Genomic DNA, 24129 nt, shown 5'->3' with positions numbered 1-24129 from the left:
GACAATTCGCCCGCCATGGCGGAACTATTCCACATAATCAAACTGTGTTCCATTTAATGGAACATTGCAACCCCTGCTATGGCGGCCATACAGTGACGGCTTCTTCCGTTCTTCATCGCGATCTCGAGGACCGTTGCGTGCTGATAACCGGCGGCGGCACGGGCATTGGTGCGGCGCTGACCGCGGCCTTTGTCGCGCAAGGCTGCCGCGTCGCGTTTATCGATATCGCCGTCAGCGAAAGCCGGTTGCTGGCGCAGACGCTGTCGCAAACCGCCCGGCATCCGGTGCATTTCATCGAAGCCGATCTTGCCGACACGCAGGCCGCACGGAATGCGGTCGACGAGGCGGCGCGCCTGCTGGGCGGACTGGACGTGCTCGTCAACAATGCCGCCCGCGACGACCGGCAGGATCTCGAAACCGTCAGCGACGCCGACTGGGACGCCAATCTGGCGATCAACCTGAAACCGGTCTTCTTCACCGCCCAGGCGGCGGTTGCACACATGCGGGCCCGCGGCGGCGGTTCGATCGTCAATTTCTCGTCGATCGCCTTCATGCTCAACATGGGCGAACTGCCGGCCTATGCCACGGCCAAGGCAGGTATTCTGGGGCTGACGAAAAGTCTTGCCGGCCGGCTGGGCAAGGACAATATCCGCGTCAACGCCATTCTGCCCGGCATGATCGTCACCGAGCGGCAGAGACGTCTCTGGCTGACCGATCAGTCGATCGCGGCGATGATCGAGCGCCAGTGCCTCAAACGCATGCTGGTGGCAGAGGACCTTGCCGGGCCCACCCTGTTTCTGGCCTCGGCGGCTTCTTCTGCCATGACGGCCCAATGGATCATCATCGACGGAGGCATTTTGTGACGACATCACCTGAGCGGCGCCCGGCCTATGCCGCGGTGGACTGGGGCACAAGCAGTTTTCGGCTATGGCTGATCGATGCCGATGGCGGCGTGGTTGGCGAGCGCCGCAGCGGCGAAGGCATGACCACCGCTGCAAAGACCGGCTTTTCCGGCATTCTCGAAAGCCATCTCGCCGCACTTTCGGCGCCGCGCGACCTGCCGGTCATCATCTGCGGCATGGCAGGTGCACGACAGGGCTGGGTCGAGGCCGGCTATGTCGATGTCCCGGCCCCCCTCCCCGCCGTCCTGACGGCGGCGGCGGTCGTGCGCGATGCGCAACGCGACATCCGTATCCTGCCCGGCATTGCCCAAAGGGGTGCTGCACCGGACGTTATGCGTGGCGAAGAAACCCAGCTGCTCGGCGCTCGCGATCCGTCGGTTTCGGGAGAGCAGCTGTTCTGCATGCCCGGCACGCATTCCAAATGGGTCCGGCTTTCCGGCGAGACGGTAAGCGGCTTTGCCAGTTTCATGACCGGCGAACTGTTCGATGTGATCTCGAAACATACGATCCTGAGCCACGCGCTCGCCGAGGCCGGCGCATTCGACGGTAGCCACCCCGCCTTTCTGGCAGCCGTCGGCGCGGTGTTCGAAGAGCCCGCGCGGGCCACCAACCTGGTCTTTACCGTGCGCTCCGGCCAGTTGCTCGACGGGCTGGATGCGACGGGCGCAGCTGCACGCCTGTCAGGCACGCTGATCGGCGCGGAAATTGCCGGCGGCATGGCGGATGGCTGGCAGCGCCGCAAGCTCGATGCGCCGATCCGGCTGATCGTCTCGGGCCGCCTGTCGGATCTCTACCAGGCCGCTTTCGATACGCTGAACCTGCCCTATAACACTGTCGATGCCGACGACGCGGTGCGCCGCGGCCTGTCGCAGGCGGCGCGCGCCGTTTTCGCCGGAACCCATTAAGGACATGAACATGACCCGAATTCCCTTTCCCGCCATGCAGCGCCCGCTGGTGGCGATCCTGCGCGGTCTCAAGCCCGGCGAGGCGCAGGCCATTGTCGGAACGCTGATCGAGACCGGCTTTACGGCGATCGAGATCCCGCTCAATTCCCCCGATCCGTTCCGCTCGATCGAGACGGCCGCGAAAATGGCGCCGGCCGATGTGCTGATCGGCGCCGGCACGGTTCTGTCCGTCGAGCAGGTCGATGCGCTCGATGCGGCCGGCGGCAGGCTGATGGTGAGCCCGAATGTGGAACCGGCCGTGATCGAGGCAGCGGCGGCAAAGGGCATGGTGACCCTGCCCGGCGTGTTTACCGCGACGGAAGCGCTGGCGGCGGCAAGGGCCGGGGCGACCGGCCTGAAATTCTTTCCGGCAAGCGTGCTTGGGCCATCGGGCATCAATGCGATGCGCGCCGTCTTGCCGCCGGAGCTTCTGATCGCGGCTGTCGGCGGCGTGTCTGAGAAGAATTTCGGCGCCTATGTCGATGCCGACATCCTGGCTTTCGGCCTCGGCTCCAGCCTCTACAAGCCGGGCATGTCGGCGGCCGAAATCCGCGAGCGGGCGACGGTGACGATTGCCGCCTACGATGCCGCCATCGCGGCGCGGAACGGAGGCTGAGGCATGGCTGTAGAAAACATTCCGTTCAAGGGTTCGGTTCTTGCCGCCACCGCGAGCGAGCTTGGCGAGGGCCCGACCTTCGATCCGCACACCGGCAAGATCTGGTGGTTCGACATCGTCGGCCGGAAACTGCACGAATGCGATGCGGCAAGCGGCGAGACGGCGGTTCATCCACTGCCGTTCATGGGCAGCGTTCTCGCCCGTATCGATGACGGTCGGCAGCTGATCGCGACCGATCAGGGCCTCGTCATCCGCGATACGGCAAGCGGCGCCTTCACCCCCTATGTGGAACTCGAGCCGGACAGGCCCGGCAATCGCTCCAATGACGGCCGCGTGCATCCGTCCGGCGCCTTGTGGATCGGCACGATGGGCCGCAACGGCGAGGACGGCAAAGGGGCGATCTACCATGTCGCGCGCGGGACTGTGACGAAACTCTATGACGCGATGAGCATCACCAACGCCATCTGCTTTTCGCCCGATGGCGCGACCGGCTATTTCGTCGATACCGCAATCAACCGCCTGATGCGGGTGACGCTCGATGCCGCGACCGGCCTTCCGGTCGGCGAAGCCTCGGTGCTGATCGACAATCATGGTGCATCCGGCGGCATGGACGGCGCCGTCTGCGACGCCGAAGGCCTCATCTGGAACGCCCGCTGGGGCCTGTCGGTGGTGGATTGCTATGACCCGGACGGCAGCCTGATCGCGCGCTACGACGTGCCGGTCTCACAGCCGAGCTGCCCGGCCTTCTTCGGCTCGGATGCCAGCCGTCTGCTGGTCACATCCGCGTGGCAGGGTCTGGATGATGAGGCCCGCGCCGCCGACCCGCAGGCCGGTCATCTGATCGATCTGGGCATCACGGTCAAAGGCCGGTTCGAGCCGGATTACCGTCTGTGATCGGACGGCTTCCACGCGCGAGGTTCGGGTAATTGCCGAGAGGCGCAAACCTGCGGGCTGCTCAAATGTTCCGCAGGTTTGCGCCTATTTTTTAACCACTAAAATCGGAACCAATTGTACCGTCCTGCCATTCTCCTTGCGATCCGGCCGGGTGATCTTTCAGACGCCCAGCCTCCCACCAGAGAAAGGCAGGTTTGATATGAGCAAGATCCTTACCACGATGGCAGCCGCCGCATTGATGGCATCCACCGCGATTGCTCCGGCATTCGCCCAGACCACGGCGCCCGCTCCGGCAGCGCCGGCCGAGCAGACCGCTCCGGCCGCTCCGATGACGAATGCTCCGGCCGACCCGATGGCAAAGCCGGCAGCACCGATGAATTCGGCCGATAGCGGTGCCGCTTCCGGTACCTATATGACCGAACAGGCCGCTACCCAGGTCGCTGCCAGCGACTATATGGGCAAGTCGATCTATAATGCCGAAGACAAGAGCATCGGTGAGGTCAACGACCTGATCATGGAAGAAGACGGCCGTATCGTTGCCGCCGTGGTCGGTGTTGGCGGCTTCCTGGGCATCGGCGAAAAGAACGTTGCCCTTCCGCTCGACAAGGTCAAGGTGATGCGTGAAGACAACGACATCCGCCTGACGACCACCGAAACGGCAGAAACGCTGCAGTCGGCGCCGAAGTTCATGACGCTGTCGGAACAGCAGACGGCCGCAAACTCCGGCACGGACGCAACCAGCACGTCTTCCACCGCAACCCCGGCAGCACCGGGCGCGGCTCCGGCCGATAACGCCACTACCCCGGCAACGCCTGCCAGACCGTAAGGCCCGGCAGTCAGGACCGAGGGACACGTTATAGGTCCCCCTGCAAAGGGCGGTGCTTCGGCATCGCCCTTTTTTCATTTCCAGATTTTGGGGTCGGGCGGTTGTTTCTGGATGTCCGATTCAGGCCGTGATGCGCTCGATACGCGCGAATTCGCGGTAATGTGCCTCGAGGTAACGCAACGTCGCCATGCCGTCGGCGGGGCGGCCGTAGTAATAGCCCTGGCCCATGCCGCAGCCGAGACCTTTAAGCTTTTCAGCCTCCGCCACTTCCTCGATGCCCTCCGCCACCACCTGCAGATCGAGCCCGTCGCACATGGCGACGATCGCCTTGATGATATGTTCGGAGGCGCGGTCGGTGGTGATGCGCGAGACGAAGGCGCGATCGATCTTGACCTTGTCGAAGGTGAAATCGCGAAGCCGTCCGAGACTGGACTGGCCGGTGCCGAAATCGTCGAGCGAGATGCGCACTCCGGCCTGACGCAGTTCGGTGATGATGCGATGGGCGGTATCGGCCGAGGTCATCACCGCCGTTTCGGTGATTTCCAGCTCGACGCGGTTGGGATCGAGGCCGACACGGGCAAGCGTCGCCAGCATTGTGCGCGCCGTGCCGGGATCCATCAGCTGCGCCGAAGACAGGTTGAAGGACAGGAACAGTTCGCGCGGCCACGACAGCGCCGCTTCCGCGGCCTTGCGCAACAGGGTTTCCGACAGGGCGTCGATGAAGCCGCGCTCTTCGGCAAGCGGCACGAAGGCGGCCGGCGACACAAAGCCGAGATCCGGATCGATCCAGCGCGCCAGCGCCTCGAAGCCGAGCACCGCCCCATCGCGCAACCGCACGATCGGCTGGAAATGCACGTCGACGGCGTCGGCGATGATGGCGTTGCGCAGTGCCTGTTCGAGCTGCGTCGCGCGCTTCATCTCCTGCGCGATCTCCTGGGAATAGACGGTGATCTGGCCGCGACCGCGGCGCTTGGAGCGGTAGAGCGCGGTCTCGGCGCTTTTGAGAAGATCCTCGAACTCTTCTCCGGCAAAGGGATAGATGGCAAAGCCGAACGAGGAGGACAGGCGCACGTTGCGGTCGCCGAGATCATAGGGCGCCGACAGCACGTCCTTGATCATCTGGCCGATGCGTTCGGCACCGATCTTTTCAAAGACCAGCGGGAAGACGAAGGCGAATTCGTCGCCCTCGTGACGGGTCACGGTGGCGCCATCGGGAATGCAGGCTTTCAGCCGGTGGCCGACCTGGCAGAGGATCTCGTCGCCGGCTTCGGCGCCGAACAGGTCGTTGATCGGCTTGAAACCGTCGAGATTGGCGATGCAGATGGCGAAAGGGGCCGGATCGTCGGCGCGTTCGGCCGCCAGCATGCGCACCTTGTCGCGCAGCCGGTAACGGTTGCCAAGCCCGGTCAGCGGATCGCTGTAGGCCATGGCCTGCAATTCGTTATGGCTGACCTGAGGCAGCTGAGGGCCCGCCAACTTCATTTCATGATCCCATATCACCTTAAGGCTGCCATGAGGATGAAACGAAAAGATTAACAAAGCCGTAGCTCAGCCGGAACAGCCGATCAGACGGAGAGGATTGCATGGCCGCGCCCCGCGTCGGCATCGCGCCGCCAGCTTTCGGAGCGATCGGTCCGACCTTCATGGCCCATGGCAGAGGCGTCGAAGCCGACCTCGCCGCTCCCTCTGTCAGCATCCATGCCAGCCGGGCCCGGCTCGCGCAGCAGACCCAGCGCCCTGAACACGGCTGCCACCGCATCGCTGCTGACCGGCTTGATGACGACCGCATCCATGCCGGCCTGCTGGCATTGCTCTCGATCGTTTTCGAAGGCCGGCTGCAGGACGCCGATAATGGCGGTGGCAGCGGAGCCGTCTTCCAGTTTGCGGATGTGCCGCGTCGCCTCGAAACCGTTGAGCCTGGGAAGGGTAATATCCATCAGCACGGCGCGCGGCCGCTTTTCCTGCCAGAGCCTTACGGCCTCTTCGCCGTCGGCAGCGACGAGGTAGCGATAGCCGAGCCCCTCGAGGATCTGCGAAAAGACGATCTGGTTGACGGCATTGTCCTCGGCCACCAGCACGTCGAGCGCCGGTTCGCCTTCGATGCGCCAGTCGTCGTCGTCCTGCCGCGCATGCGCCGGATCGGCCTTGGCCTGCTGGGCGAAATGGTCGGCAAGCGCGCCGATCAGATCGCCGCGCAGCACGGCGGGATCGAGCGCCAGACGATCGATCCCGTATTGCTGCGCAGGCCGCAGGGCTGAGGCACCGAGAGCCGGATCGGCGACAACGAGATCAACGCGCACGCGGGCATCGGCGGCGATATCGAGAAAGACTTCCAGTTCCGCTGCATCGACGACGCGGGAACAATCGATGCCGGCGGCCGACAGGATGGCAAGCGCGTCGGCGGCCAGCGCGTTGTCAGATGTCACGAGCAGGATGCGGCAATCGCTCGGCAGGGCGGCGCCCGCGCCGGCCTGGGCGCAGGCGGAGAAATCCAGGCTCGGCAGTCCATCGCCGGGCAGCGGCGGGAAATCGGTTTCGGCCAGCGCCGAAATATCGTTGATGACGGAAACGATGAAATGCCGGCCGGGCTTGCCGATGCGAAAGCGCGTGGTGACGATCGAGGCTTCGCGGCCATCGGCGCGGATCATCTGTTCCGGCGAGGACAGCGTAATGCCGGTTTCCATGACCTGGCGGGCAACGGTATCGAGCCGTTCGACGAGGTCGGACGTATGCAGATCCGACAGGCGGCGGCCGAGAATGGCCGTGGCCGGCAGGCCGTAGAGTTCGCAGGCCGCCTTGTTGACCGCAACGAACTGGAAATTGCGGTCCTTGACCAGAACCGGTACAGGCAGGTTGTCGAGAATATCCTCGGTGACCTGCACCCGTTCCATATCGGCGCGCCACTGGTCCTCGCGCTTCTTGGTTTCCGACACGTCGCGCAGGATGCACACGCCATAGCCGGAGGACAGGCGTCGCTTGGTATAGGAGATCCAGCGTTCCGCGCCCCAGCGCTCCAACGTCTCGCAGCGTTCCTTCCACAGGCTGGCAATCTGTTCGGCCACCCAGTCCTCGCGCGGCAATTGCAGGCGCTGGGCGCGCGCCAGCCCGTCGCGACCGGCGGGCTTGCCGCTATCGTGGACGGCGCCGAAGAAATCGCGCATGCGGCTGCCGGCGGCCGGCATGATCCCGGGGAAGAAATTGCGCAGTTGCGGGCTGGCGAACAGAATGAGGTCGTTGCGATCATAGATGAGGAACGCGCCCGAAATGGATTCGGAAACGACATCCAGCATGGCGGACTGAATGTTTGCGTCCTCGGACGTCAAATCATCCATCGAAACGAACTCCTGCACCCCAACAGCGCTCCGGCAAGAACCGGAGGCTACACCCGCCGCTCATCTCCTGCAGTGCTTGACGCAAAGACCGCATTCCCGAAGGATGGCGGATCGGCGTCTCGGACCGGCAATCGCAAACGCCCTTGAGGAGAGTTCGGCGGGCATGCTACCCGGGGCAGGTGTAGGGTGTTTATCTTAAAGTCGAATTAATCCTCGGATTTTTCGAACGCCCCTCGTCTCCGCCCTATGCAGGGCCTTCCAAATCCGCGAAAATGGCGCCATGCCCGTCAAACTTCTCTCAGAAACGCTGATCAACCAAATCGCTGCCGGCGAGGTGATTGAGCGCCCGGCCAGCGCCGCCAAGGAGCTGATCGAAAACGCCATCGATGCCGGCGCCACGCGCATCGAGATCGCCACGGCCGGCGGCGGCAAGAGCCTGATGCGCATCACCGACAACGGCTCGGGCATGAATGCGGCCGATCTGGAACTCGCCGTGCGCCGCCATTGCACGTCCAAGATCGATGTTCATCTCGACGATATCCGCACGCTCGGCTTTCGTGGCGAGGCGCTGCCCTCGATCGGGTCGGTGGCGCGGCTGACCATCACCAGCCGCCAGCAGGGCGCGCCGGAAGGTTACGAGGTCAGCGTCGTCGGCGGCAAGACATCCGCCGTCAGACCGGCCGCTGCCAATGCCGGCACGGTGGTGGAAGTGCGCGACATCTTTTTCGCCACCCCCGCCCGCCTCAAATTCCTGAAGACCGAAAAGGCCGAGGCCGGAGCCATCACCGAAGTCGTCAAGCGCATGGCCATTGCCTTTCCCAAGGTTCGCTTCGTGCTGTCGGGGCCGGACCGTTCGACGCTCGACCTGCCGGCCACCGGCGACGATCACCTCGCCCGCATGGCGCAGATCCTGGGCGCCGAGTTCAAGGACAATGCGATTGAGATCGATGCGGCGCGCGAGGATGTGACGCTTACCGGTTTTGCCGGCGTGCCGACCTTCAACCGCGGCAATTCCGGCCATCAATACATGTTCGTCAACGGCCGGCCGGTGCAGGACAAGCTCCTGCTTTCGGCGATCCGCGGCGCCTATGCCGAAACCATTCCGTCCGGCCGCTATCCGATCGCGGTGCTTTCCATCGGGCTCGATCCGGCGCTGGTGGACGTCAATGTGCACCCCGCCAAGTCCGACGTGCGCTTCCGCGATCCCGGTCTCGTGCGCGGCCTGATCGTCGGCGCCATCCGGCAGGCTTTGGCGCGCGAAGGCGACCGGGCGGCAACAACCGGGGCAAGCGGCCTGCTGCGGGCATTCCGGCGGGAAGCACCGGGCGGCTATCCGTCACACGGTTTTGCCGGGCAAGCGGGCGACACTGCCACCGGCGAGCGCATGGCCGGCATGAGTGGGACCGGGATAGGCGGGACTGGCTTGAGCGGGACCGGGATAGGCGGATCCAGCTTTGGCGGCTCTGGCTTTGGCAGCTCTGGCCCTGGTGGAGCCGGCAGCCGCTATGCAGGCGCTTGGGCGCAATCGCGTTTTGCCGCCGCCCCGGGCGAGCCCTGGAGCGCCGCCACCTCGCCGTCACGACCGTTCCAGCCGGGTTTTGCCGAACGGCAGAGCGGCTTCGACGCGATGACCATGCCGAGCGCGCGCGCCGACCATTTCGAGGCCCCGGCCATGAGGGACGAACCGGTGCGCCACCGGCTGGGTGCTGCGCGCGCGCAACTGCACGAAAACTACATCGTCGCGCAGACGGAAAACGGTCTCGTCATCGTCGACCAGCATGCCGCGCATGAACGGCTGGTGTTCGAGGCGATGCGCAAGGCGCTGGATGCCGACCGGCTGGCCTCGCAGGTTCTCCTGATCCCCGAAATCGTCGACCTGCCTGAGGAAGACTGCGACCGGCTGATGGTGCATGCGGATGCCCTGGACCGGCTCGGGCTTGCCATCGAACGCTTCGGGCCCGGCGCGATCGCGGTGCGTGAAACGCCGGCCATGCTCGGCGAGGTCGATGCCTCCGACATGATCCGCGATCTGGCCGACGAGGTGGCGGAATGGAACACGGCGGGCGGACTGAAGGGCCGGCTGGAACATGTGGCGGCGACCATGGCCTGTCACGGATCGGTGCGCTCGGGCCGGCGTCTCAAGCCCGAAGAGATGAACGCGCTGCTGCGGGAGATGGAGGCAACCCCGGGATCGGGCCAATGCAACCATGGAAGACCGACCTATATCGAGTTGAAGCTGACGGATATCGAGCGCTTGTTCGGGCGCAGTTGAACGGTTGCAGTTGGTCGTGCGCAGTTGGGCGGGCGCAGTTGGGCAACCGATAACGGCGCGCCGCGCCGACTGCGACCGACCGTTTTCGGCGGGGTCGCGACTATCCCGCCACCAGGGCCGCCACCAGCCGTCAACGGGCCACCATTGAGCGACACACGAGAGCGCGGTTGATGGCCGGGAAAATTCGGGCCATCTCTTCCGTGATGATGGCATCCCCTTTCCATCCCCTTCCCTTCGCGCTAATCACACCACCATGATTTTCGGATCGAAGATTTTCGGCAGGAGACACAGGATGAACCGTTTTGAAGGCGCGGGTTTTCGCGAGGCGAAACTTCGTTATCTCGACGGCGACTACCAGATCGTCACGTCCGGTTCCTTCGTCGTCTGCGCCATGACGGGCGCAAACATTCCGCTCGACGAACTGCGCTACTGGAGCGTTGCGCGGCAGGAACCCTATGCCGATTGCGCGGCCTCGCTCGAAGCCGACAAGCGCGCCGGCATCCTGCCCAACCAGAAACGCGCCTGACGCCACCTATCTCGCCTTCAACAGCCGCAGGCGGCAATGGGCGATGGCGGCATCGATGATGTGACCGGGGGTATGAGGGTCGTCGAACACCATGTCGATCTCCACCACTTCGGTCTTGTCGGCCAATGCCTGCGCCTGGCCTCCACGACCGGCGAGCCGCACCGCATCCTTGGCCGTCGTGACCGGCAGGAGATCCTGTCTGGCGGCATCCTTGAGGAGGTCGTCGATCTCGTCCTCGGTGAAGTGATGATGATCCGGAAAGGCGCGGCGCTCGACGATGGCGGCGCCGAGACCCGTCAGCGTGCGGTAGAATTTCTCAGGATCGGCAATCCCGGCATAGGCGAGGACATGGCGGTTTGCTAGCGACGGGGACGGGCGTGGCACAACGGTTGCGACATGCACCGGCTTGCCGGCGCGCGCCGCCTGGCGCACCAGCGCATCCGCCGCCGGACCGGTGCCGACCTTGAGCATGGCCGACATCTGCCGCATCTGCTCAGGTATCGGCGCCCGCACCGGGCCGCCGGGCACTAAGTGCCCGTTGCCGATACCGCGATTGCTGTCGATGACGACGAGCGCGAAATCAAGCTCCAGTCTGGCGCTCTGGAAGCCGTCATCCATGATGATGATCTCGGCTCCTTCCGCAACGAGCCTTTTCGCACCATCCACGCGGCGCCGGGAAATCACCGTCATCGCTTCGCGGGCCAAAAGCAAGGCCTCGTCGCCGACCGCATCTGCGCGGTGATGGTGCGGATCGACCATGGTGACGACGTCGAGCGAGCCGCCGTAACCGCGGCTGAGGAAACCGGGTTTGAGCCCACGGGCGGTGGCGGCACGGGCGATGGCGATGGCGGTCGGGGTCTTGCCGGCGCCGCCGACGGTGAAATTGCCGATGCAGATGACGGGAACGGGAACGTGGCCGCGCCGCGCCCTGCGCATGCGGCGGCCGGCGATACGGCCATAGAGAAAGGAGATCGGGGAAAGACCCCAGGCGCGCCAGTCCGCCTTTGTCCACCAGAATGGCGGCGCTTCCGAAACCATCTTAACGTCTCTGTCCTTTTCCAAAGCGCGGCGGGCCCCTTAGAACCGCGAGCAGCACTTCAGTTTCCGTCGGCCGCTACAAACGGCAGAACTGGACAAAAGGCAAGTTCACGGCAAAAGATCTTCGATCAGCGTAATATCCGCAAGCACGATATCGGCAAGCGGCGACAAGGTCTCGGTCGTGCCCGTGCCGGTCAGCACCGCGATCTTCAAACCGGCACCGGCGGACGCGCCGACATGCATGTCGTGTTTGTTGTCGCCCACCATGGCGACCTGGCGTGGCTCCACGCCGACCGCGCGGGCAAAGGCCAGCAGCATGCCCGGTTCCGGCTTGACACCGTGGCCGCTGTCGTAGCCTGCGACGAAATCGAGATGGCGGGCGAAGTCGAAACGCCGGGCGGTCGCGTGAATGGCGGCCTCGTTGTCGCTGGACGCAACGCCGAGCTTGAAGCCACGGGCCTTCAGCCGGCCGAACAAGGCCGACAGGTCGGTCGCCGGCACGGATTGGTCGGCTGCGCCCAGAAACAGCGCATCGAGCCTTTGCGTCAGATCCGCGACATCGAGCGGCGAACCGGCGGCGACGAGACCGCGGGCGATATCGGCGGCACTGCCGGCGGCAAACAGGCTGTCGGCGCGCGTGTGACCGGAGGCATCATCCATGCCGCCGGCTGCCAGAAGCCGTGCTTCGAGCACGGCATTGCCGGCAGCGGCGATGCGCGCCGCCGCACGGTTTACCGGCCCCCAGCTTTCGTCATAGCGCAGGAGCGTGCCGTCCTTGTCGAACAGGATTGCTTTTATGCCGGAAAAATCGGGGATGGCTGAAAGATCGGGATCGGTCATTATCGCGCAGCCGTCATTGGGCAGCGTCATTGTGCAGCCGTCTTGGGCTGCAGGGCGGCGGATACGGCGAGCGGATTGATATAGGGTTCCAGCGCCTTGACGGTGGCCGACAGCGCGCCGCGCATATCCTGAATGGCCTCCTGGCCGGCATCGATCATGGTACGACGGGCGATATCGTTGGTCAGGAGGTAATGTACCGCCTTGGCCAGCATTTCGGCATCACGGATCATCCGCGCGCCGCCTCTGCGGATCAGCTGCTGATAGGTGTCCCGGAAATTCTGGACATTGCTGCCGGACAGTACGGCGCAGCCGAGCATGGCGGATTCGATCGGGTTCTGCCCCCCTTCGGCCGTGAGCGAGCGGCCGACGAAGGAGATTTCGGTGAGGCGCAGGTACATGCCCATCTCGCCGATACTGTCGCCCAGGAACACGTCCGTCTCGGGCGTGATGTCATCGCCGCGCGAACGGCGGGCGACCTTCAGCCCCTGTTCGACCAGCATGGCCTCGATGGCGTCCCCCCGTTCGGGATGGCGCGGGACGATGATGGTCAGCTGGTCGTTGCGGGGTTTCAGCGCCTTGTGCACGGTGGCGGCGGCCGCTTCCTCGCCCTCGAACGTGCAGATGGCCGCCCATGTCCTGCGTTCGCCGATCTGGCTTCGATAGGTGGAAAGAAGGGTCTCGTCGCAGGGCGGCGGGTCGGTATCGCCCTTCAGATTGCCCGATACGGTGACGGGCCAGGCGCCGAGATCGCGGAACCGTTCGGCATCGATCTCGGAACGGGCGACGACCAGCGCCATCTTGCCGAACAGCTGTTCGGCGATCGCGCCGAAATTCCTCCAGCGATCGAAGGAGCGATCAGAAATGCGGGCATTGACGCGGATCTGCGGGACCTGGCGGCGCGTGAGTTCGGCGATCGTGGTCGGCCAGATTTCCGACTCCGCTGTGATCGCAGCATCCGGGCGCCAGTAGCGGAGGAAGCGCTTGATGGCGAATTTGACGTCGAGCGGCACATATTGGTGGATGACCTCGCTGCCGAGGCGGTTTTCCACCAGCGCGGCGGAGGTGACCGTTCCCGTGGTCAGAAGAACATGGATGCCGCGGCGGCCGAATTCGCGGATCAGCGGAATGACGGCAAGCGTTTCTCCGACGCTTGCGGCATGGACCCAGACGAGCGGCCCGAAAGGGCGCGGCTGACTGGCATAGCCGAAGCGTTCCAGCCGGCGCTGGCGATCTTCCTTGCCCTTGACGGCGCGATAGGTGAGATAACCGCCGGTCAGCGGATAGGCGATGACGCCGGCGATCCGGTATCCGGTCAAAGCGATGCGCGCCAAGCCTTTGCTCATCGCATCATTCTCCGATCCGTTGCCATCCACGCCAATTGCCCAGCCCCCAAGCTCGTCTTGCTTATATCGTCCGCGTTCTGCTGCACAAATACGTCAAAAAAAGGGATAGCCGCCGCGGCGCGCCCGTTGCCCACAGGCGCGGCCGGGACCTTTTGCCGGTGCTTACAGGCCGGTTGTCCTGGGGTCGAGCAGACGGTGCATATGCACGATGAAATAGCGCATGTGGGCGTTGTCGACGGTCTGCTGCGCCTTGGCCTTCCAGGCGGTCAGTGCGGACGCGTAATCGGGGAAGATGCCGACGATATCAAGGCCGGACAGATCGCGGAACTGAACGTCGGAGAGGTCGGAAAGCTCACCCCCGAAAACCAGATGCAGAAGCTGTTTCTTTTCGGTGGTCTCGGTCATGTCGATCTCTTGCAAACGAGTGAAAATCAGGGCCTGCCTTATTTGCCTGTCATTGCTGGATTTCGCCTCAAAGGTCAACCCGAACGGGCCTGCGCGAGCAGGCTTTCGATGACCGATCGACCGCCGGCAAACAGCGTCGCGTGCTTTACGGTTTCGCGATTGTAAACGAGGCGGCTGCCATCGGTTTGGACGAGGCTGCCGCCCGCCCGCGACAGGATCAGGTCGGCCGCCGCCAGATCCCAGTCATGGGAATTGCGGGCGACCAGCGTGCCGTCGATACGGCCATCCGCCACCATGGCCAGCCGGTAGGCGAGCGAGGGCACGTGTTTGACGCGGCTTAGAAGCCTGCGATATTCCGGCTCGAACTTTTCCACCATCTCGGCCGAGGCGGCGATATTGAACACGTCGTCGGGACGGTGATCGGCAACCGAAATCGCTGCACCATTCTTTTGCGCCGGACCATCAATCACGGCGGAAAATTCCTCGCCCAGCGCAGGCGCGAAGAGGACGCCGGCCACGGGCGCGCCGCGATGCACGACGGCAACGCTCACGCACCAGTTGGTGGCGCCGTTGATGAAGCCGCGGGTGCCGTCGATCGGATCGACCACGAAGACGGTTTCCGTCGAAAGCCGGGCCGGATTGTCGTCGGTTTCTTCCGACAGCCAGCCGTAATGCGGGCGCGCCGCAGTCAGCACCGCCTGCAGGCGGTCATTGGCGGCAAAATCGGCGGCGCTGACGGGCGACTGGTCCGCATTCTTCCACCAGACTTCCGGCGACTGGCCGAAAAAGCCGAGCGCGACCTCGCCTGCCTGCCTTGCGGCATCGCGGATGAGGTCGAGATCGGCGCTCCAGCGGTCGCTTTCCGTCATCGTCAGCGTCCGGCCAGCGTCATGCCCTCGATGGCGATGGTGGGCGAGGCCGTCCCGAACTTGCGGTCGATATCGCTTGCCGGCGTCAGCCGCATGAACATGTCCTTGAGGTTGGAGGCGATGGTGACTTCCGAAACGGCGAAGGAGAGTTCGCCATTCTCGATCCAGAAACCGGTGGCGCCGCGCGAATATTCGCCCGTGATCATGTTGACGCCCTGGCCGATCAGTTCGGTGACGTAGAAACCGGTGCCGATCTGGCGGATCAGGTCCTGCGGGCCGATATCGCCCGGCTCCAGCGCCAGATTGGTCGAGGCCGGCGATACCGAGGTGCCGCCGCGCACGCCGCGGCCATTGGTGGGCAGCCCAAGTTCGCGGCCGGTGGAGGTGGACAGGAACCAGTGTTTCAGCACACCGTCCTCGATCATCACCATGCGCTCGCCCTTCACACCTTCGCCATCGAAGGGACGGGAGGACGAGCCGCGCACGATGAGCGGATCGTCGGTAATGCTGAGCCCGGCCTTAAGCACCTGCTGCCCCATCCTGTCGCGCAGAAAGCTGGTCTTGCGGGCAACCGAGGCACCGTTGATGGCGCCGGCGATATGGCCGACGAAACCGCGGGCGATGCGCGGATCGAAAACCACCGTGACATTGCTGCCGGTATCGACCTGACGCGGATTGACGCGGGCGACGGTGCGCTCGCCGGCGCGCCGGCCGATCAGCGCGGGATTGTCAAGATCGGCGTAATAGAGGCGGCTGTCGAAATCGTAATCGCGCTCCATCTTCGTGCCTTCGCCGGCAATAACGCTGACCGAATGGCCGAAACGGCTGCCCATATAGGAGCCGGAGAAACCGTGCGAGGTGACGAGAACCAGACCGCCGGCCCCGGCGGACGCTCCGGCGCCCGACGAATTGGTGACGCCCGGCACATCCAGCGCTGCCTGTTCGGCGGCAAGGGCAGCATCGCGCAGTTGGTCGGTGGAGACTTCGGTCGCATCGAAGAGTTGAAGATCCGGATAGGAATGCGCCAGATCGCCCTCGTCGGCCAGGCAGGCAAAGGGATCCTCTGGCGAGACCCTGGCCATGGCGACGGCGCGCTCCGCCAGGACCTTGATGTCGAAGCCGGGATTGGCCGACACGCTCGCCACCCTGTTGCCGATGAAGACGCGCAGCGAGAAATCGTCGCTTTCCGACGATTCCGTGCCTTCCACCTTGCCCAGCCGGACGCTGACGGAGCGCGAACGCGAGCGCACGATCACGGCATCGGCCTTGTCGGCCCCCGCCTTTACGGCGCGGTCGATCAGTTCTGAGGCGCGGGAAAGAAGATTTTCGGAATCGATTTCAGCGGACATGAAGGGGCCTTTCGTTCCGAATCCATTTATTGTGCACTACATGACGCATCAAGGGCGTACCAGCTTTTCTTGGGAACCGCCCACTTCACTCCTGCATGATGAGACTTGAATGGCCGCGCCCGAACCCCTGTTTACCGAAACCCTGCTTCTGCTCGGTGGCGCCGTGCTGGCGGCACCGCTGTTCCGCAAGCTCGGCCTTGGAACCGTGCTCGGCTATCTGGCGGCGGGCGTGGTCATCGGCCCGATCCTGCACACGATCACCGATGCCGGCGAGGTCCTGCATGTGTCGGAACTCGGCGTCGTGTTCCTGCTCTTCATCATCGGGCTCGAGCTGAAACCCTCGCGCCTGTGGCAGATGCGCGGCGACGTCTTCGTTCTCGGGACGGCGCAGGTGGTCGCCACCGGCCTTGTCCTGTCGGCGCTGGCCTATCTTACCGGCATGGCCGGCTGGCGCGGTGGGCTGATCGCCGGTTTCGGGCTGGCGCTGTCTTCCACCGCCTTTGCCCTGCAGATCCTTCAGGACAACGGCGACACCAATACGCGCTACGGCCAGCGCGCCTTTTCCATTCTGCTGTTTCAGGATCTGGCGATCGTGCCGCTGCTGGCGCTTGTCACCATTCTGGGATCCGGGCCCGAGAACGACACGACGCCGGTGCTTCAGGACGTTGCCGTCGCGATCGGCGCGATCGGTGCCGTCATCATGGCCGGACGATACCTGCTGACGCCGATGTTCCAGATCATTGCGCGGACCGGTGCCCGCGAGGTTATGATCGCAGCCGCCCTTCTCGTCGTTCTAGGGGCGGCCGTCGCCATGCAGGCAGTTGGGCTTTCGATGGCGATGGGTGCGTTTCTTGCCGGCGTCATGCTGTCGGAATCCTCCTACCGGCACGAGCTGGAAGCGGATATCGAACCGTTTCGCGGCCTGCTGCTCGCCCTGTTCTTCATGGCCGTCGGCCTGTCGCTCGATCTCGCCGCGATCGTCGACAATCTGGCGATCATCCTGCCGGCCGTGCCGCTGTTCATGCTGGCGAAGGCCGCCGTCCTCTATCTCATCTCGCGGCTCGGCGGCTCCTCGCATGCGGATGCCGTGCGCATCGCCTTCCTTCTTCCGCAAGGTGGCGAGTTCGGCTTCGTGCTGTTCACGACCGCGACCGCCGCCGGCCTGCTGTCGCAGGACGCGACCTCGCTGCTGATCGCCAGCGTGACGCTTTCCATGGCGCTGACGCCGCTCGGTTCGCTTCTGGCGCGCAGACTGATCGGCAAGCAGGAAGCGCGCGCCGAGCAACTGGAGGAGGATTTCGAGGGCGCCGGGGCCGATGTGCTGATCATCGGTTTTTCACGCTTCGGACAGATCGCGTCGCAGATCCTGCTGGCCGGTGGCCGCTCGGTGACCGTCATCGACGACAGCCCGGACCGCATCCGCCAGGCGGCGCTGTTCGGCTTCCGCATCTATTTCGGCGATGGCACCCGCCGCGACGTGCTGCAATCGGCCGGGATCGAGAAAGCAAAGATCGTTGCCGTCCTGACTCAGAAGCGCGAAACCACCGACCGCATCGTCGATCTGATCTCCAAGGAGTTTCCCAATAGCCGCCTGTTCGTGCGTTCCTATGACCGCATCCACACGATCGAGCTGCGCGGCAAGGGCGTGGAATACGAGCTGCGCGAAACGCTGGAATCCGGCCTGCTGTTCGGCCGCCGCACGCTGGAGGCGCTCGGCATGACGGAAGCCGATGCCGAGGCGATCGGCGACGATATCCGCAAGCGCGACGAATTCAGGCTGCAATTGCAGGCGGTCGAAGGCCTTTCCGCCGGCCGCGACATGCTGCACAACCAGCCTGTCAGACCGGAGCCGCTGATGAAGCCGAAACGCGGCAGCGTGGGAGAGGAAATCACGGAGGACGAGGCGAAGAAGGTGGCGATCGGGAAGTGGTGAAAGATCAATGGCGTGGCGCGGCAAAACAAGCCGCAGGGATTTTGTCGCTATCGGTCAAACCGACACCGAAGTGAGTAGCGGCCTCGTTCAGTAGCTGCCTTATCGTGTTCATCGCTACACCAAGTTCGTGGCTATCTGCCTTGGCGGGAAGGCGGCCGGCATCCTTGGGATAACGGTAGGTTGTGGCATAGATGGTCAGAAAGAGAACAGGCTTGAACTTGTGCTTGAAAGGATTGGCATCCGGCAGGAGGCCCTGCAGGACATCAGGCCGATGCGCGTCTTTACGATCCGCCTTGATCCCTTCCGAGGTCAGCAGGGCGATCAGTATTTTCTCCGCTGCCTGCTGGGCGTGGTAGGCATCATTCCGGTTTTCGATTGCCGCAAGGGCTTGTGCCGCCTCCAGATCGTCATGGGCCAATCGCAATGCGTTGGCGATATGAAGATCAGCGGACATCGAGAACTATACCGTCATCGGCGATCTCGCGCGCGGCCGAGTTCGCGACATTGAGATCCGCTCGAAAATCCGACAGGCGCGTGCAGGTCACATCGGCGTAAACGCCCGACCCTTCCTGAACACGCCAGCCGAGCATGGGCGAGAAAAGGCGTTCCGGGGCATCGTCGGCAACGATGACCTTCAGGTCCCAGTCGCTTTGAGCAGTCGCCTCGCCACGCGCCTGGCTACCGTAGAGGACGACATCGACCGGCTCATATTCCTTCCGGATGCGCGCAAGCAATACCGCCAGTTCCGGATAACGATCCGGCGCCGCAACAGGCCTTTTCAGGATTTTGGCAACGACACTCATGGCCGCTCCGAACAAAAATGCGCTGGCAGCACATATAACCTGCCGGAGGGCGGCATTCCAGAGCGCCTGCGATATAGGGCAAGCACCCTACCCGTTCGCCGCCACCGTCAGCAGGGCATCCACGGAGCGCTTCAACTCCTCCTTGATCTCGCTCGACTCATCGAGGATCTCGTCGACCTTATGAAAATCGAGAATGCCGAAGCGGTGGACGCGCGGGCGCAGGAAGATATGCGGCGGATGCAGTTTCAGTTTCAGCGCGATACAGCCCTGCATCATCAGCTGGCTGGCGCCGAACAGGCTGTCGATGCGGTTGGGCATATGGGTGCCGTCGCCTTCGGGGCCGCCGACGACATCGACGCCGATGACGATATCGGCCAGATCGAGAAGATGGTCGTAGGGGATCGGGTTGAGGATACCGCCATCGATCATGATGCGGCCGTTGACACGCACGGGCATGAACAGGGCGGGAATGGCGGCGGAGGCTGCCAGCGCCGGCAGCAGTTCGCCCTCTTCGAGAATGACTTCCTTCTGGCCGTAATAATCCGTCGCCGTCACTTTCAGCGGAATATGCAACGCGTCGAAATTTGCCGGAACGGCGGCGGGCAGAAAGGCCCCGAGGATCGGTTCCAGATTGAAATGGCCGAGCCGGAAGCCGCCGATCCGGTCGCGCATGCTGGCGGGCCCCAGGCTCCACAGGCGATTGGCGATCAGCCGGCGGTTACCGACGGTCGCGCGGGTATAATCGCGGATCTCGCGGCCGCGCATACCCGCCGCCATGGCGGCCCCCATGATGGCGCCGATCGAGGAACCGGCAATCGCCACCGGGCGGATGCCGAGTTCGTCCAGCGCCTCGATGATCTGGATATGCGAGATGCCGCGCGCACCGCCGCCGCCGAAGGCCACCGCCACCCGCGGCTCCTGTCCCGACTGAAATGCCGGAGCATGCGGGATTGAGAGGCGGGTGCTCATCGGCCAGACTTTCTCACTGCGGCTGGTAGCGGAAAAATTCGATCCGCGTATCGCCGAAGCTGCGGCTTTCAAGCGGCTTGAAACAGGCATCGACGCTGACCGTGGCATCGGCGCGCTCTTCCAGGATCGCCAGCGCGCCGGGTGCGATCCAGCCGCCTTCATGCGCAGACAATAAAGCCGCCTCGCCAAGACCCTTGCCATAGGGCGGATCGGCGAAGACGAACTGGAACGGTTCGATATTGTTAGCCGTGCCGAGCTTGGTGGCATCGCGCCGCAGAATACGGGCACGGCCATGCAGACCGAGGCTCTCGATATTTTCCCACAGCAGGCCACGGCCTTCGACGCCATTTTCGACAAACAGCGCCGCACGGCATCCGCGCGACAGGGCTTCAAGCCCCACCGCGCCTGTGCCGGCGAAAAGATCGAGGACGCGCGCCTGGTCGACGGCCTCGGGATAGACGTGGCCGATAATGTTGAACAGGCTTTCGCGCGTCCGGTCGATGGTCGGCCGGATGTCGTTCGACTTCGGGGCGGCCAGGGCGCGGCCGCGGAATTCGCCACCTACGATCCGCATGTGGCCCTACCCTCTTGGCGTGCGTGGCTTGGCCCCGCCCGGACGACCGCCCGAGCGCGGCGCGCCACCGGGTTTGCCGCCAAACGGCTTTCCACCACCGGGCTTGCCGCCAAACGACTTGCCGCCGCCGGGTTTGCCGCGACTGCCGGCCGGCTTGCCGCCGAAACCGGGCTTGCCACCGCCAAAGCCACCGGGCTTGCCGCCACGGGGACGATCACCCTGCGGGCGATCACCATAGGAGCGATCACCGGCCGGACGTTCCGAACGGCCCTCGCCACCAAAGGCGCGCGACGGGCGATCCCCACGGTCAGGACGATCCGCGCGATCACCGCGCGGCCGGTCGCTGAACGGGCGGTCGCCCTTTTCGCGCGGCTTGCGATCAAAGCGGGGCTTGTCGCCGAAGGCACGCTCGCCACGCGGCTTGTCGCCATAAGGACGATCACCCTCTTCACGCGGCTTGCGGTCGAAACGGGGCCTGTCGCCGAAGGAACGGTCACCGCCGCGGGCCGGGCGGTCGCCGTATGCGCGGTCACCACGAGGGCGATCACCGGCGGGGCGATCACCCCGCGGCCGATCGCCGTCCTCACGGGGCTTGCGGTCGAAACGGGGCTTGTCACCGAAGGAACGTTCACCGCGCGGTTTGTCGCCAAAACCACGGTCACCCCGTTCTGCGCGATCACCGCGTGGTCGGTCGCCAAAACCGCCGCGACGGTCGCCGCGTTCGGGTTCCGGCGGGCTGTCGGCGCGGATCCAGTCGCTGTCGCCTTCCACGCGGTTCACCACCACGCGCCGGTCGTTTTCCGGTCCCGGCTTCTTGAACAGCTGTTCGGCTTCGGCACGAGCAGAGGTCTTGCGGCCCTTGTCATCCGTGGTCGGGCGGGCGCCGGGCGCCATCCAGACATTGGCGGTGCGGCTGCTGCCGAGCGCCGGGCGCTTCTTGGGACGCTCGTCGCCTTCGCTATCGCGGCCGCGATCGGCAAATCCGCCACGAGCGCCACCCTTGGCGCCAAAACCCTTCGGACCACGATCGCCACCGGCCCTGGGACCCCGCGGCTTGTCGCCGAAACTGTCGCCCGAACGGCTGTCGTCGCGGCGGGTATCGAGACGGCCAAGCGCCTGTTCGCGGCGGTCGCCCTGCTTGTCACGGCCCCAGTCGCCACGCTGAGAACCGTCGCCACGCTCCGTGCGATCGGAACGCTCGCCACGGGCGGGCTTGGCGGCCGGCACGGTCTCTTCGGCATCAACGGCATTGCCATAGATCGGCGCGTCGAAATTGGCCTTGGCATCGGCAATCAGACGCGGACCGAGCTGATCGCGCAGCATGCGGCCCTTGACCTCGATGACGCGGCCTTCTTCCAGATCACCCAACTGGAACGGACCGTAGGAGATGCGGATCAGGCGGTTGACGTCGAGACCGAGCGCACCGAGCACGTTCTTGATTTCGCGGTTCTTGCCTTCGCGAAGCCCCATGGTGATCCACACATTGTGGCCCTGGGAGCGGTCGAGCGTGGCATCGATCGAGCCGTAGAGCACGCCGTCGACGGCGATGCCGTCCTTCAGCGTGTCGAGCTTGGCCTGATCGATCTCGCCATGGGCGCGCACGCGGTAACGGCGAAGCCAGCCTGTGGTCGGCAGTTCGAGAACGCGCGACAGACCGCCATCATTGGTCAAAAGCAGCAGGCCTTCGGTATTGATATCGAGGCGGCCGATCGACATGACGCGCGGCAGGTCTTCCGGCAGGTTTTCGAAGACGGTCGGGCGGCCTTCCGGATCGGAATTGGTGGTCACGAGGCCGGCTGGCTTGTGATACAGCCACAGGCGGGTGCGCTCGATGCCGCGGATCGGCACGCCATCGACCTCGATCCTGTCTTCAAGCGTGACGTTGACGACCGGGGTTTCAAGCAGCGTGCCGTTGAGCGTCACGCGGCCATCCATGATCATCCGCTCGATATCGCGGCGCGAAGCCACGCCGGCGCGGGCGAGGATCTTGGAAATACGCTCGGGCTTGCCCTCGGCTTCCACCGTGGCCGGGGCCGTCGGCAGCTTGCGCGGGGTCTTTTTTGCCGGTTGAGGCTTTGCCGCTTTCGGCTCCAGGTTGGACCGGGGCTTGATTTCGCGCTCGAAGGGTTTGGGCCCGCCGCGCTTCGGCTTGTCTTTAAAGCTCATTTGTTGTTTGCCTGAAGCGTGATGTGTCTCCGGCTTGTGGCCGGACAGATCATGTTGAGTTAGATCGCATTCTGCCCGTTGCCATCTGCTTCGGGTGATGCAGGTTGAACCCGTCCTACCAGTTCAGGCGGATCGGGTTAAGAGGAAATCGCGCAATGGGCGGGACAAATCGTTTCATGGATGCGGCGCTTGACGGGGCGAAAGCCGCTGCAGAGCGCGGCGAAGTGCCGATCGGCGCGGTGGTGGTGATGGACGGGCAGATCATTTCCCGCGGCGCCAACCGCACCCGCGAGACCAATGACGTGACCGCCCATGCGGAGATCGTGGCCATCCGCGCCGCCTGCGAAGCGCTTGCGCAGGAGCGGCTGGCGGGTGCCGATCTTTACGTGACGCTGGAGCCCTGCACCATGTGCGCGGCAGCGATTTCCTTTGCCCGCATCCGCCGGCTCTATTACGGCGCGCCTGATGCAAAGGGCGGCGCCGTGGAGAGCGGCGTGCAGTTTTACGCGAGCCCTACCTGCCACCATGTGCCGGATGTCTACGCAGGTTTGAGCGAGAGTGCGTCTGCCGAAATTCTGACGGACTTTTTCAGGGCGAGACGGGATTAAGGGTCGGAAGGAGGCTGCGGAGAAAGGGCAGAATTCTCTCCTCCGTCATCCTCGGCCCTGTGCCGAGGATCTGCTGCGCTTCATTGTTTGCGTGATCAGATCCTCGGGACAAGCCCGAGGATGACGACGGAAAAGCGCTTCGTCCTTACGAAAGGCCGGGAAAAACCCGACCGTCAAGCGCTTACTGGAACGGCTTCCACCAGGCGGAATTTTCCTTGCCGTTCGCCTGCGCTTCCTTCTTGCGGCGGCGCTCCTTGACGCGTTCCGGCTCGCCGAGATCGTCCAGATTGTCGGCCTGTCGGTAATCGGTCGGCGGATCGGTGAGGTAACGGCGCTGGCCGGAACCGACCGTATTGCCGGCCTTGGCTTCTTCCTTGGCCTTGCGGAAGGCTTCCCACTTCTCACTCTCGGTCAACTGGCCGCCCTGCCCCTTGCCGACGGTGAGCGGCGACACATAGCGCGGGTTGTTTTCGTTGGCGGCGGCTTCCTCGCGCAGGCGCTGGCGGGTTTCCTCGGGCGATTCCGTCCAGTTGGGATTGTTTTCGCGGTTCGCCATGGATTGCTGCGGCGCCGGCAGATCGCCAGCACCCTTGCCCGCAACGACCAGGCCCGGACGCGGATTATAGCGCACGTCCTTCTTCTTCTCGTCGCCACCGATGGAAACGGCGCTGCCGAGATCGTCGGCCAATTGTTCGGCAGCACTCTTGCCGGTTCCGTAGGTCGGGCTCTGGCATGCCGAAAGACCTGCGAGCACCGCGACGATGGCCGTTACACCAAGGCCGGAACGAAACACCTGTGACGTCTTCATCAAAACCCTTCCAGCCGCGCCCGTCCTCGACGCAAAACTCTACCGCTCTCGGCCTGACGGAAAAATCCGGCCAATTTCAGGCAGGATTAACGGATGACTGCGCCAAGCGCAA

Annotated in this window: 23 protein-coding genes; 9 read left to right on the top strand and 14 right to left on the bottom strand. The window is 64.4% G+C overall.

What is annotated here, in order from left to right:
- Positions 1-92 precede the first annotated feature (92 nt).
- The 5 genes from ACQKKX_RS20145 (at position 93) to ACQKKX_RS20125 (ending at position 4182) form a co-directional block, all read left to right on the top strand.
- On the top strand, positions 93-863 hold the full coding sequence (locus ACQKKX_RS20145) for an SDR family NAD(P)-dependent oxidoreductase (protein WP_427573314.1): 771 nt from the start codon (positions 93-95) through the stop codon (positions 861-863).
- Positions 860-1807: a 2-dehydro-3-deoxygalactonokinase gene (locus ACQKKX_RS20140; protein ID WP_427573311.1), complete on the top strand. Its 948-nt coding sequence runs from the start codon at positions 860-862 to the stop codon at positions 1805-1807. Before ACQKKX_RS20145 ends, ACQKKX_RS20140 begins: the two co-directional genes overlap by 4 nt.
- A gap of 10 nt (positions 1808-1817) precedes the next feature.
- Positions 1818-2462, top strand: coding sequence for a 2-dehydro-3-deoxy-6-phosphogalactonate aldolase (locus ACQKKX_RS20135; protein ID WP_427573308.1), 645 nt, complete (start codon positions 1818-1820; stop codon positions 2460-2462).
- Positions 2463-2465: 3 nt separating this feature from the next.
- Positions 2466-3356 carry an SMP-30/gluconolactonase/LRE family protein gene (locus ACQKKX_RS20130; RefSeq protein WP_427573305.1) on the top strand — a complete coding sequence of 297 codons (891 nt, stop codon included), beginning with the start codon at positions 2466-2468 and terminating at the stop codon, positions 3354-3356.
- A gap of 199 nt (positions 3357-3555) precedes the next feature.
- Complete coding sequence (locus tag ACQKKX_RS20125; protein ID WP_427573302.1) at positions 3556-4182, top strand: PRC-barrel domain-containing protein; 627 nt, start codon at positions 3556-3558, stop codon at positions 4180-4182.
- 120 nt (positions 4183-4302) lie between these two features.
- Here the strand turns inward: ACQKKX_RS20125 and ACQKKX_RS20120 are convergent, their stop codons facing one another.
- Both ACQKKX_RS20120 and ACQKKX_RS20115 read right to left on the bottom strand, forming a co-directional pair.
- On the bottom strand, positions 4303-5664 hold the full coding sequence (locus tag ACQKKX_RS20120; RefSeq protein ID WP_427573299.1) for a putative bifunctional diguanylate cyclase/phosphodiesterase: 1362 nt from the start codon (positions 5662-5664) through the stop codon (positions 4303-4305).
- A gap of 83 nt (positions 5665-5747) precedes the next feature.
- The gene (locus ACQKKX_RS20115; protein WP_427573296.1) at positions 5748-7514 is read right to left on the bottom strand and encodes a response regulator; all 1767 of its coding nucleotides are present in this window, start codon (positions 7512-7514) and stop codon (positions 5748-5750) included.
- Between the two features lie 280 nt (positions 7515-7794).
- Between ACQKKX_RS20115 and mutL the strand changes: the two genes are divergently transcribed.
- Together mutL and ACQKKX_RS20105 are read left to right on the top strand one after the other, a co-directional pair.
- Positions 7795-9786 carry a DNA mismatch repair endonuclease MutL gene (gene mutL / locus ACQKKX_RS20110; RefSeq protein ID WP_427573294.1) on the top strand — a complete coding sequence of 664 codons (1992 nt, stop codon included), beginning with the start codon at positions 7795-7797 and terminating at the stop codon, positions 9784-9786.
- Between the two features lie 292 nt (positions 9787-10078).
- Complete coding sequence (locus tag ACQKKX_RS20105) at positions 10079-10312, top strand: DUF2093 domain-containing protein (protein ID WP_427573291.1); 234 nt, start codon at positions 10079-10081, stop codon at positions 10310-10312.
- Positions 10313-10318: 6 nt separating this feature from the next.
- On the opposite strand, the gene lpxK is transcribed toward ACQKKX_RS20105, so the two are convergent.
- The 6 genes from lpxK to ACQKKX_RS20075 all read right to left on the bottom strand — a co-directional run bounded on the left by lpxK (position 10319) and on the right by ACQKKX_RS20075 (position 16156).
- A complete protein-coding gene (gene lpxK / locus ACQKKX_RS20100) occupies positions 10319-11350 on the bottom strand; it encodes a tetraacyldisaccharide 4'-kinase (protein WP_427573288.1) in 1032 nt (343 codons plus the stop codon).
- 108 nt (positions 11351-11458) lie between these two features.
- On the bottom strand, positions 11459-12190 hold the full coding sequence (locus ACQKKX_RS20095) for an HAD family hydrolase (protein ID WP_427573344.1): 732 nt from the start codon (positions 12188-12190) through the stop codon (positions 11459-11461).
- Between the two features lie 26 nt (positions 12191-12216).
- On the bottom strand, positions 12217-13533 hold the full coding sequence (waaA, locus tag ACQKKX_RS20090) for a lipid IV(A) 3-deoxy-D-manno-octulosonic acid transferase (RefSeq protein WP_427573285.1): 1317 nt from the start codon (positions 13531-13533) through the stop codon (positions 12217-12219).
- A 162-nt stretch (positions 13534-13695) separates the two neighbouring features.
- Positions 13696-13938 (bottom strand): DUF4170 domain-containing protein, encoded by a 243-nt coding sequence (locus ACQKKX_RS20085; protein WP_427573282.1) that lies wholly within the window; start codon positions 13936-13938, stop codon positions 13696-13698.
- Between the two features lie 74 nt (positions 13939-14012).
- A complete protein-coding gene (locus ACQKKX_RS20080; RefSeq protein WP_427573342.1) occupies positions 14013-14813 on the bottom strand; it encodes a 3'(2'),5'-bisphosphate nucleotidase CysQ in 801 nt (266 codons plus the stop codon).
- Entirely contained in the window at positions 14810-16156 is a 1347-nt protein-coding gene (locus ACQKKX_RS20075; protein WP_427573279.1) for a TldD/PmbA family protein, read from the bottom strand. The genes ACQKKX_RS20080 and ACQKKX_RS20075 overlap by 4 nt, the downstream gene beginning before the upstream one ends.
- Positions 16157-16265: 109 nt before the next feature.
- On the opposite strand from ACQKKX_RS20075, the gene ACQKKX_RS20070 reads away from it, so the two are divergent.
- Complete coding sequence (locus ACQKKX_RS20070; RefSeq protein WP_427573276.1) at positions 16266-18089, top strand: monovalent cation:proton antiporter-2 (CPA2) family protein; 1824 nt, start codon at positions 16266-16268, stop codon at positions 18087-18089.
- Positions 18090-18093: 4 nt separating this feature from the next.
- On the opposite strand, the gene ACQKKX_RS20065 is transcribed toward ACQKKX_RS20070, so the two are convergent.
- The 5 genes from ACQKKX_RS20065 to ACQKKX_RS20045 form a co-directional block, all read right to left on the bottom strand.
- Positions 18094-18507 carry a HEPN domain-containing protein gene (locus ACQKKX_RS20065; RefSeq protein ID WP_427573274.1) on the bottom strand — a complete coding sequence of 138 codons (414 nt, stop codon included), beginning with the start codon at positions 18505-18507 and terminating at the stop codon, positions 18094-18096.
- 25 nt (positions 18508-18532) lie between these two features.
- Positions 18533-18892: a nucleotidyltransferase domain-containing protein gene (locus tag ACQKKX_RS20060; protein ID WP_427573272.1), complete on the bottom strand. Its 360-nt coding sequence runs from the start codon at positions 18890-18892 to the stop codon at positions 18533-18535.
- 87 nt (positions 18893-18979) lie between these two features.
- Positions 18980-19861, bottom strand: coding sequence for a patatin-like phospholipase family protein (locus ACQKKX_RS20055; RefSeq protein ID WP_427573269.1), 882 nt, complete (start codon positions 19859-19861; stop codon positions 18980-18982).
- Between the two features lie 13 nt (positions 19862-19874).
- On the bottom strand, positions 19875-20435 hold the full coding sequence (gene rsmD, locus ACQKKX_RS20050; protein WP_427573267.1) for a 16S rRNA (guanine(966)-N(2))-methyltransferase RsmD: 561 nt from the start codon (positions 20433-20435) through the stop codon (positions 19875-19877).
- Positions 20436-20441: 6 nt separating this feature from the next.
- The gene (locus ACQKKX_RS20045; RefSeq protein WP_427573264.1) at positions 20442-22601 is read right to left on the bottom strand and encodes a pseudouridine synthase; all 2160 of its coding nucleotides are present in this window, start codon (positions 22599-22601) and stop codon (positions 20442-20444) included.
- Between the two features lie 155 nt (positions 22602-22756).
- Between ACQKKX_RS20045 and ACQKKX_RS20040 the strand changes: the two genes are divergently transcribed.
- Positions 22757-23209: a nucleoside deaminase gene (locus tag ACQKKX_RS20040; RefSeq protein ID WP_427573261.1), complete on the top strand. Its 453-nt coding sequence runs from the start codon at positions 22757-22759 to the stop codon at positions 23207-23209.
- 181 nt (positions 23210-23390) lie between these two features.
- Here the strand turns inward: ACQKKX_RS20040 and ACQKKX_RS20035 are convergent, their stop codons facing one another.
- The gene (locus ACQKKX_RS20035; RefSeq protein WP_427573259.1) at positions 23391-24017 is read right to left on the bottom strand and encodes a hypothetical protein; all 627 of its coding nucleotides are present in this window, start codon (positions 24015-24017) and stop codon (positions 23391-23393) included.
- Positions 24018-24129: the final 112 nt, after the last annotated feature.

It is taken from the genome of Neorhizobium sp. NPDC001467 (genome assembly GCF_050275975.1).
Taxonomy (GTDB): domain Bacteria; phylum Pseudomonadota; class Alphaproteobacteria; order Rhizobiales; family Rhizobiaceae; genus Neorhizobium.
This window is presented reverse-complemented; position numbering and strand designations above follow the sequence as displayed.

Bases quoted from the DNA above. Each gene is read 5' to 3' on its own strand.
- mutL (WP_427573294.1), top strand. From the start codon at position 7,795: ATGCCCGTCAAACTTCTCTCAGAAACGCTGATCAACCAAATCGCTGCC.
- ACQKKX_RS20095 (WP_427573344.1), bottom strand. From the start codon at position 12,190: ATGACCGATCCCGATCTTTCAGCCATCCCCGATTTTTCCGGCATAAAA.
- ACQKKX_RS20055 (WP_427573269.1), bottom strand. From the start codon at position 19,861: ATGAGCACCCGCCTCTCAATCCCGCATGCTCCGGCATTTCAGTCGGGA.
- ACQKKX_RS20120 (WP_427573299.1), bottom strand. From the start codon at position 5,664: ATGAAGTTGGCGGGCCCTCAGCTGCCTCAGGTCAGCCATAACGAATTG.
- ACQKKX_RS20035 (WP_427573259.1), bottom strand. From the start codon at position 24,017: ATGAAGACGTCACAGGTGTTTCGTTCCGGCCTTGGTGTAACGGCCATC.
- ACQKKX_RS20135 (WP_427573308.1), top strand. From the start codon at position 1,818: ATGACCCGAATTCCCTTTCCCGCCATGCAGCGCCCGCTGGTGGCGATC.
- ACQKKX_RS20045 (WP_427573264.1), bottom strand. From the start codon at position 22,601: ATGAGCTTTAAAGACAAGCCGAAGCGCGGCGGGCCCAAACCCTTCGAG.
- ACQKKX_RS20070 (WP_427573276.1), top strand. From the start codon at position 16,266: ATGGCCGCGCCCGAACCCCTGTTTACCGAAACCCTGCTTCTGCTCGGT.
- ACQKKX_RS20075 (WP_427573279.1), bottom strand. From the start codon at position 16,156: ATGTCCGCTGAAATCGATTCCGAAAATCTTCTTTCCCGCGCCTCAGAA.
- ACQKKX_RS20060 (WP_427573272.1), bottom strand. From the start codon at position 18,892: ATGAGTGTCGTTGCCAAAATCCTGAAAAGGCCTGTTGCGGCGCCGGAT.
- ACQKKX_RS20125 (WP_427573302.1), top strand. From the start codon at position 3,556: ATGAGCAAGATCCTTACCACGATGGCAGCCGCCGCATTGATGGCATCC.
- ACQKKX_RS20105 (WP_427573291.1), top strand. From the start codon at position 10,079: ATGAACCGTTTTGAAGGCGCGGGTTTTCGCGAGGCGAAACTTCGTTAT.
- waaA (WP_427573285.1), bottom strand. From the start codon at position 13,533: ATGAGCAAAGGCTTGGCGCGCATCGCTTTGACCGGATACCGGATCGCC.
- rsmD (WP_427573267.1), bottom strand. From the start codon at position 20,435: ATGCGGATCGTAGGTGGCGAATTCCGCGGCCGCGCCCTGGCCGCCCCG.
- ACQKKX_RS20085 (WP_427573282.1), bottom strand. From the start codon at position 13,938: ATGACCGAGACCACCGAAAAGAAACAGCTTCTGCATCTGGTTTTCGGG.
- ACQKKX_RS20040 (WP_427573261.1), top strand. From the start codon at position 22,757: ATGGGCGGGACAAATCGTTTCATGGATGCGGCGCTTGACGGGGCGAAA.
- ACQKKX_RS20115 (WP_427573296.1), bottom strand. From the start codon at position 7,514: ATGGATGATTTGACGTCCGAGGACGCAAACATTCAGTCCGCCATGCTG.
- ACQKKX_RS20130 (WP_427573305.1), top strand. From the start codon at position 2,466: ATGGCTGTAGAAAACATTCCGTTCAAGGGTTCGGTTCTTGCCGCCACC.
- lpxK (WP_427573288.1), bottom strand. From the start codon at position 11,350: ATGGTTTCGGAAGCGCCGCCATTCTGGTGGACAAAGGCGGACTGGCGC.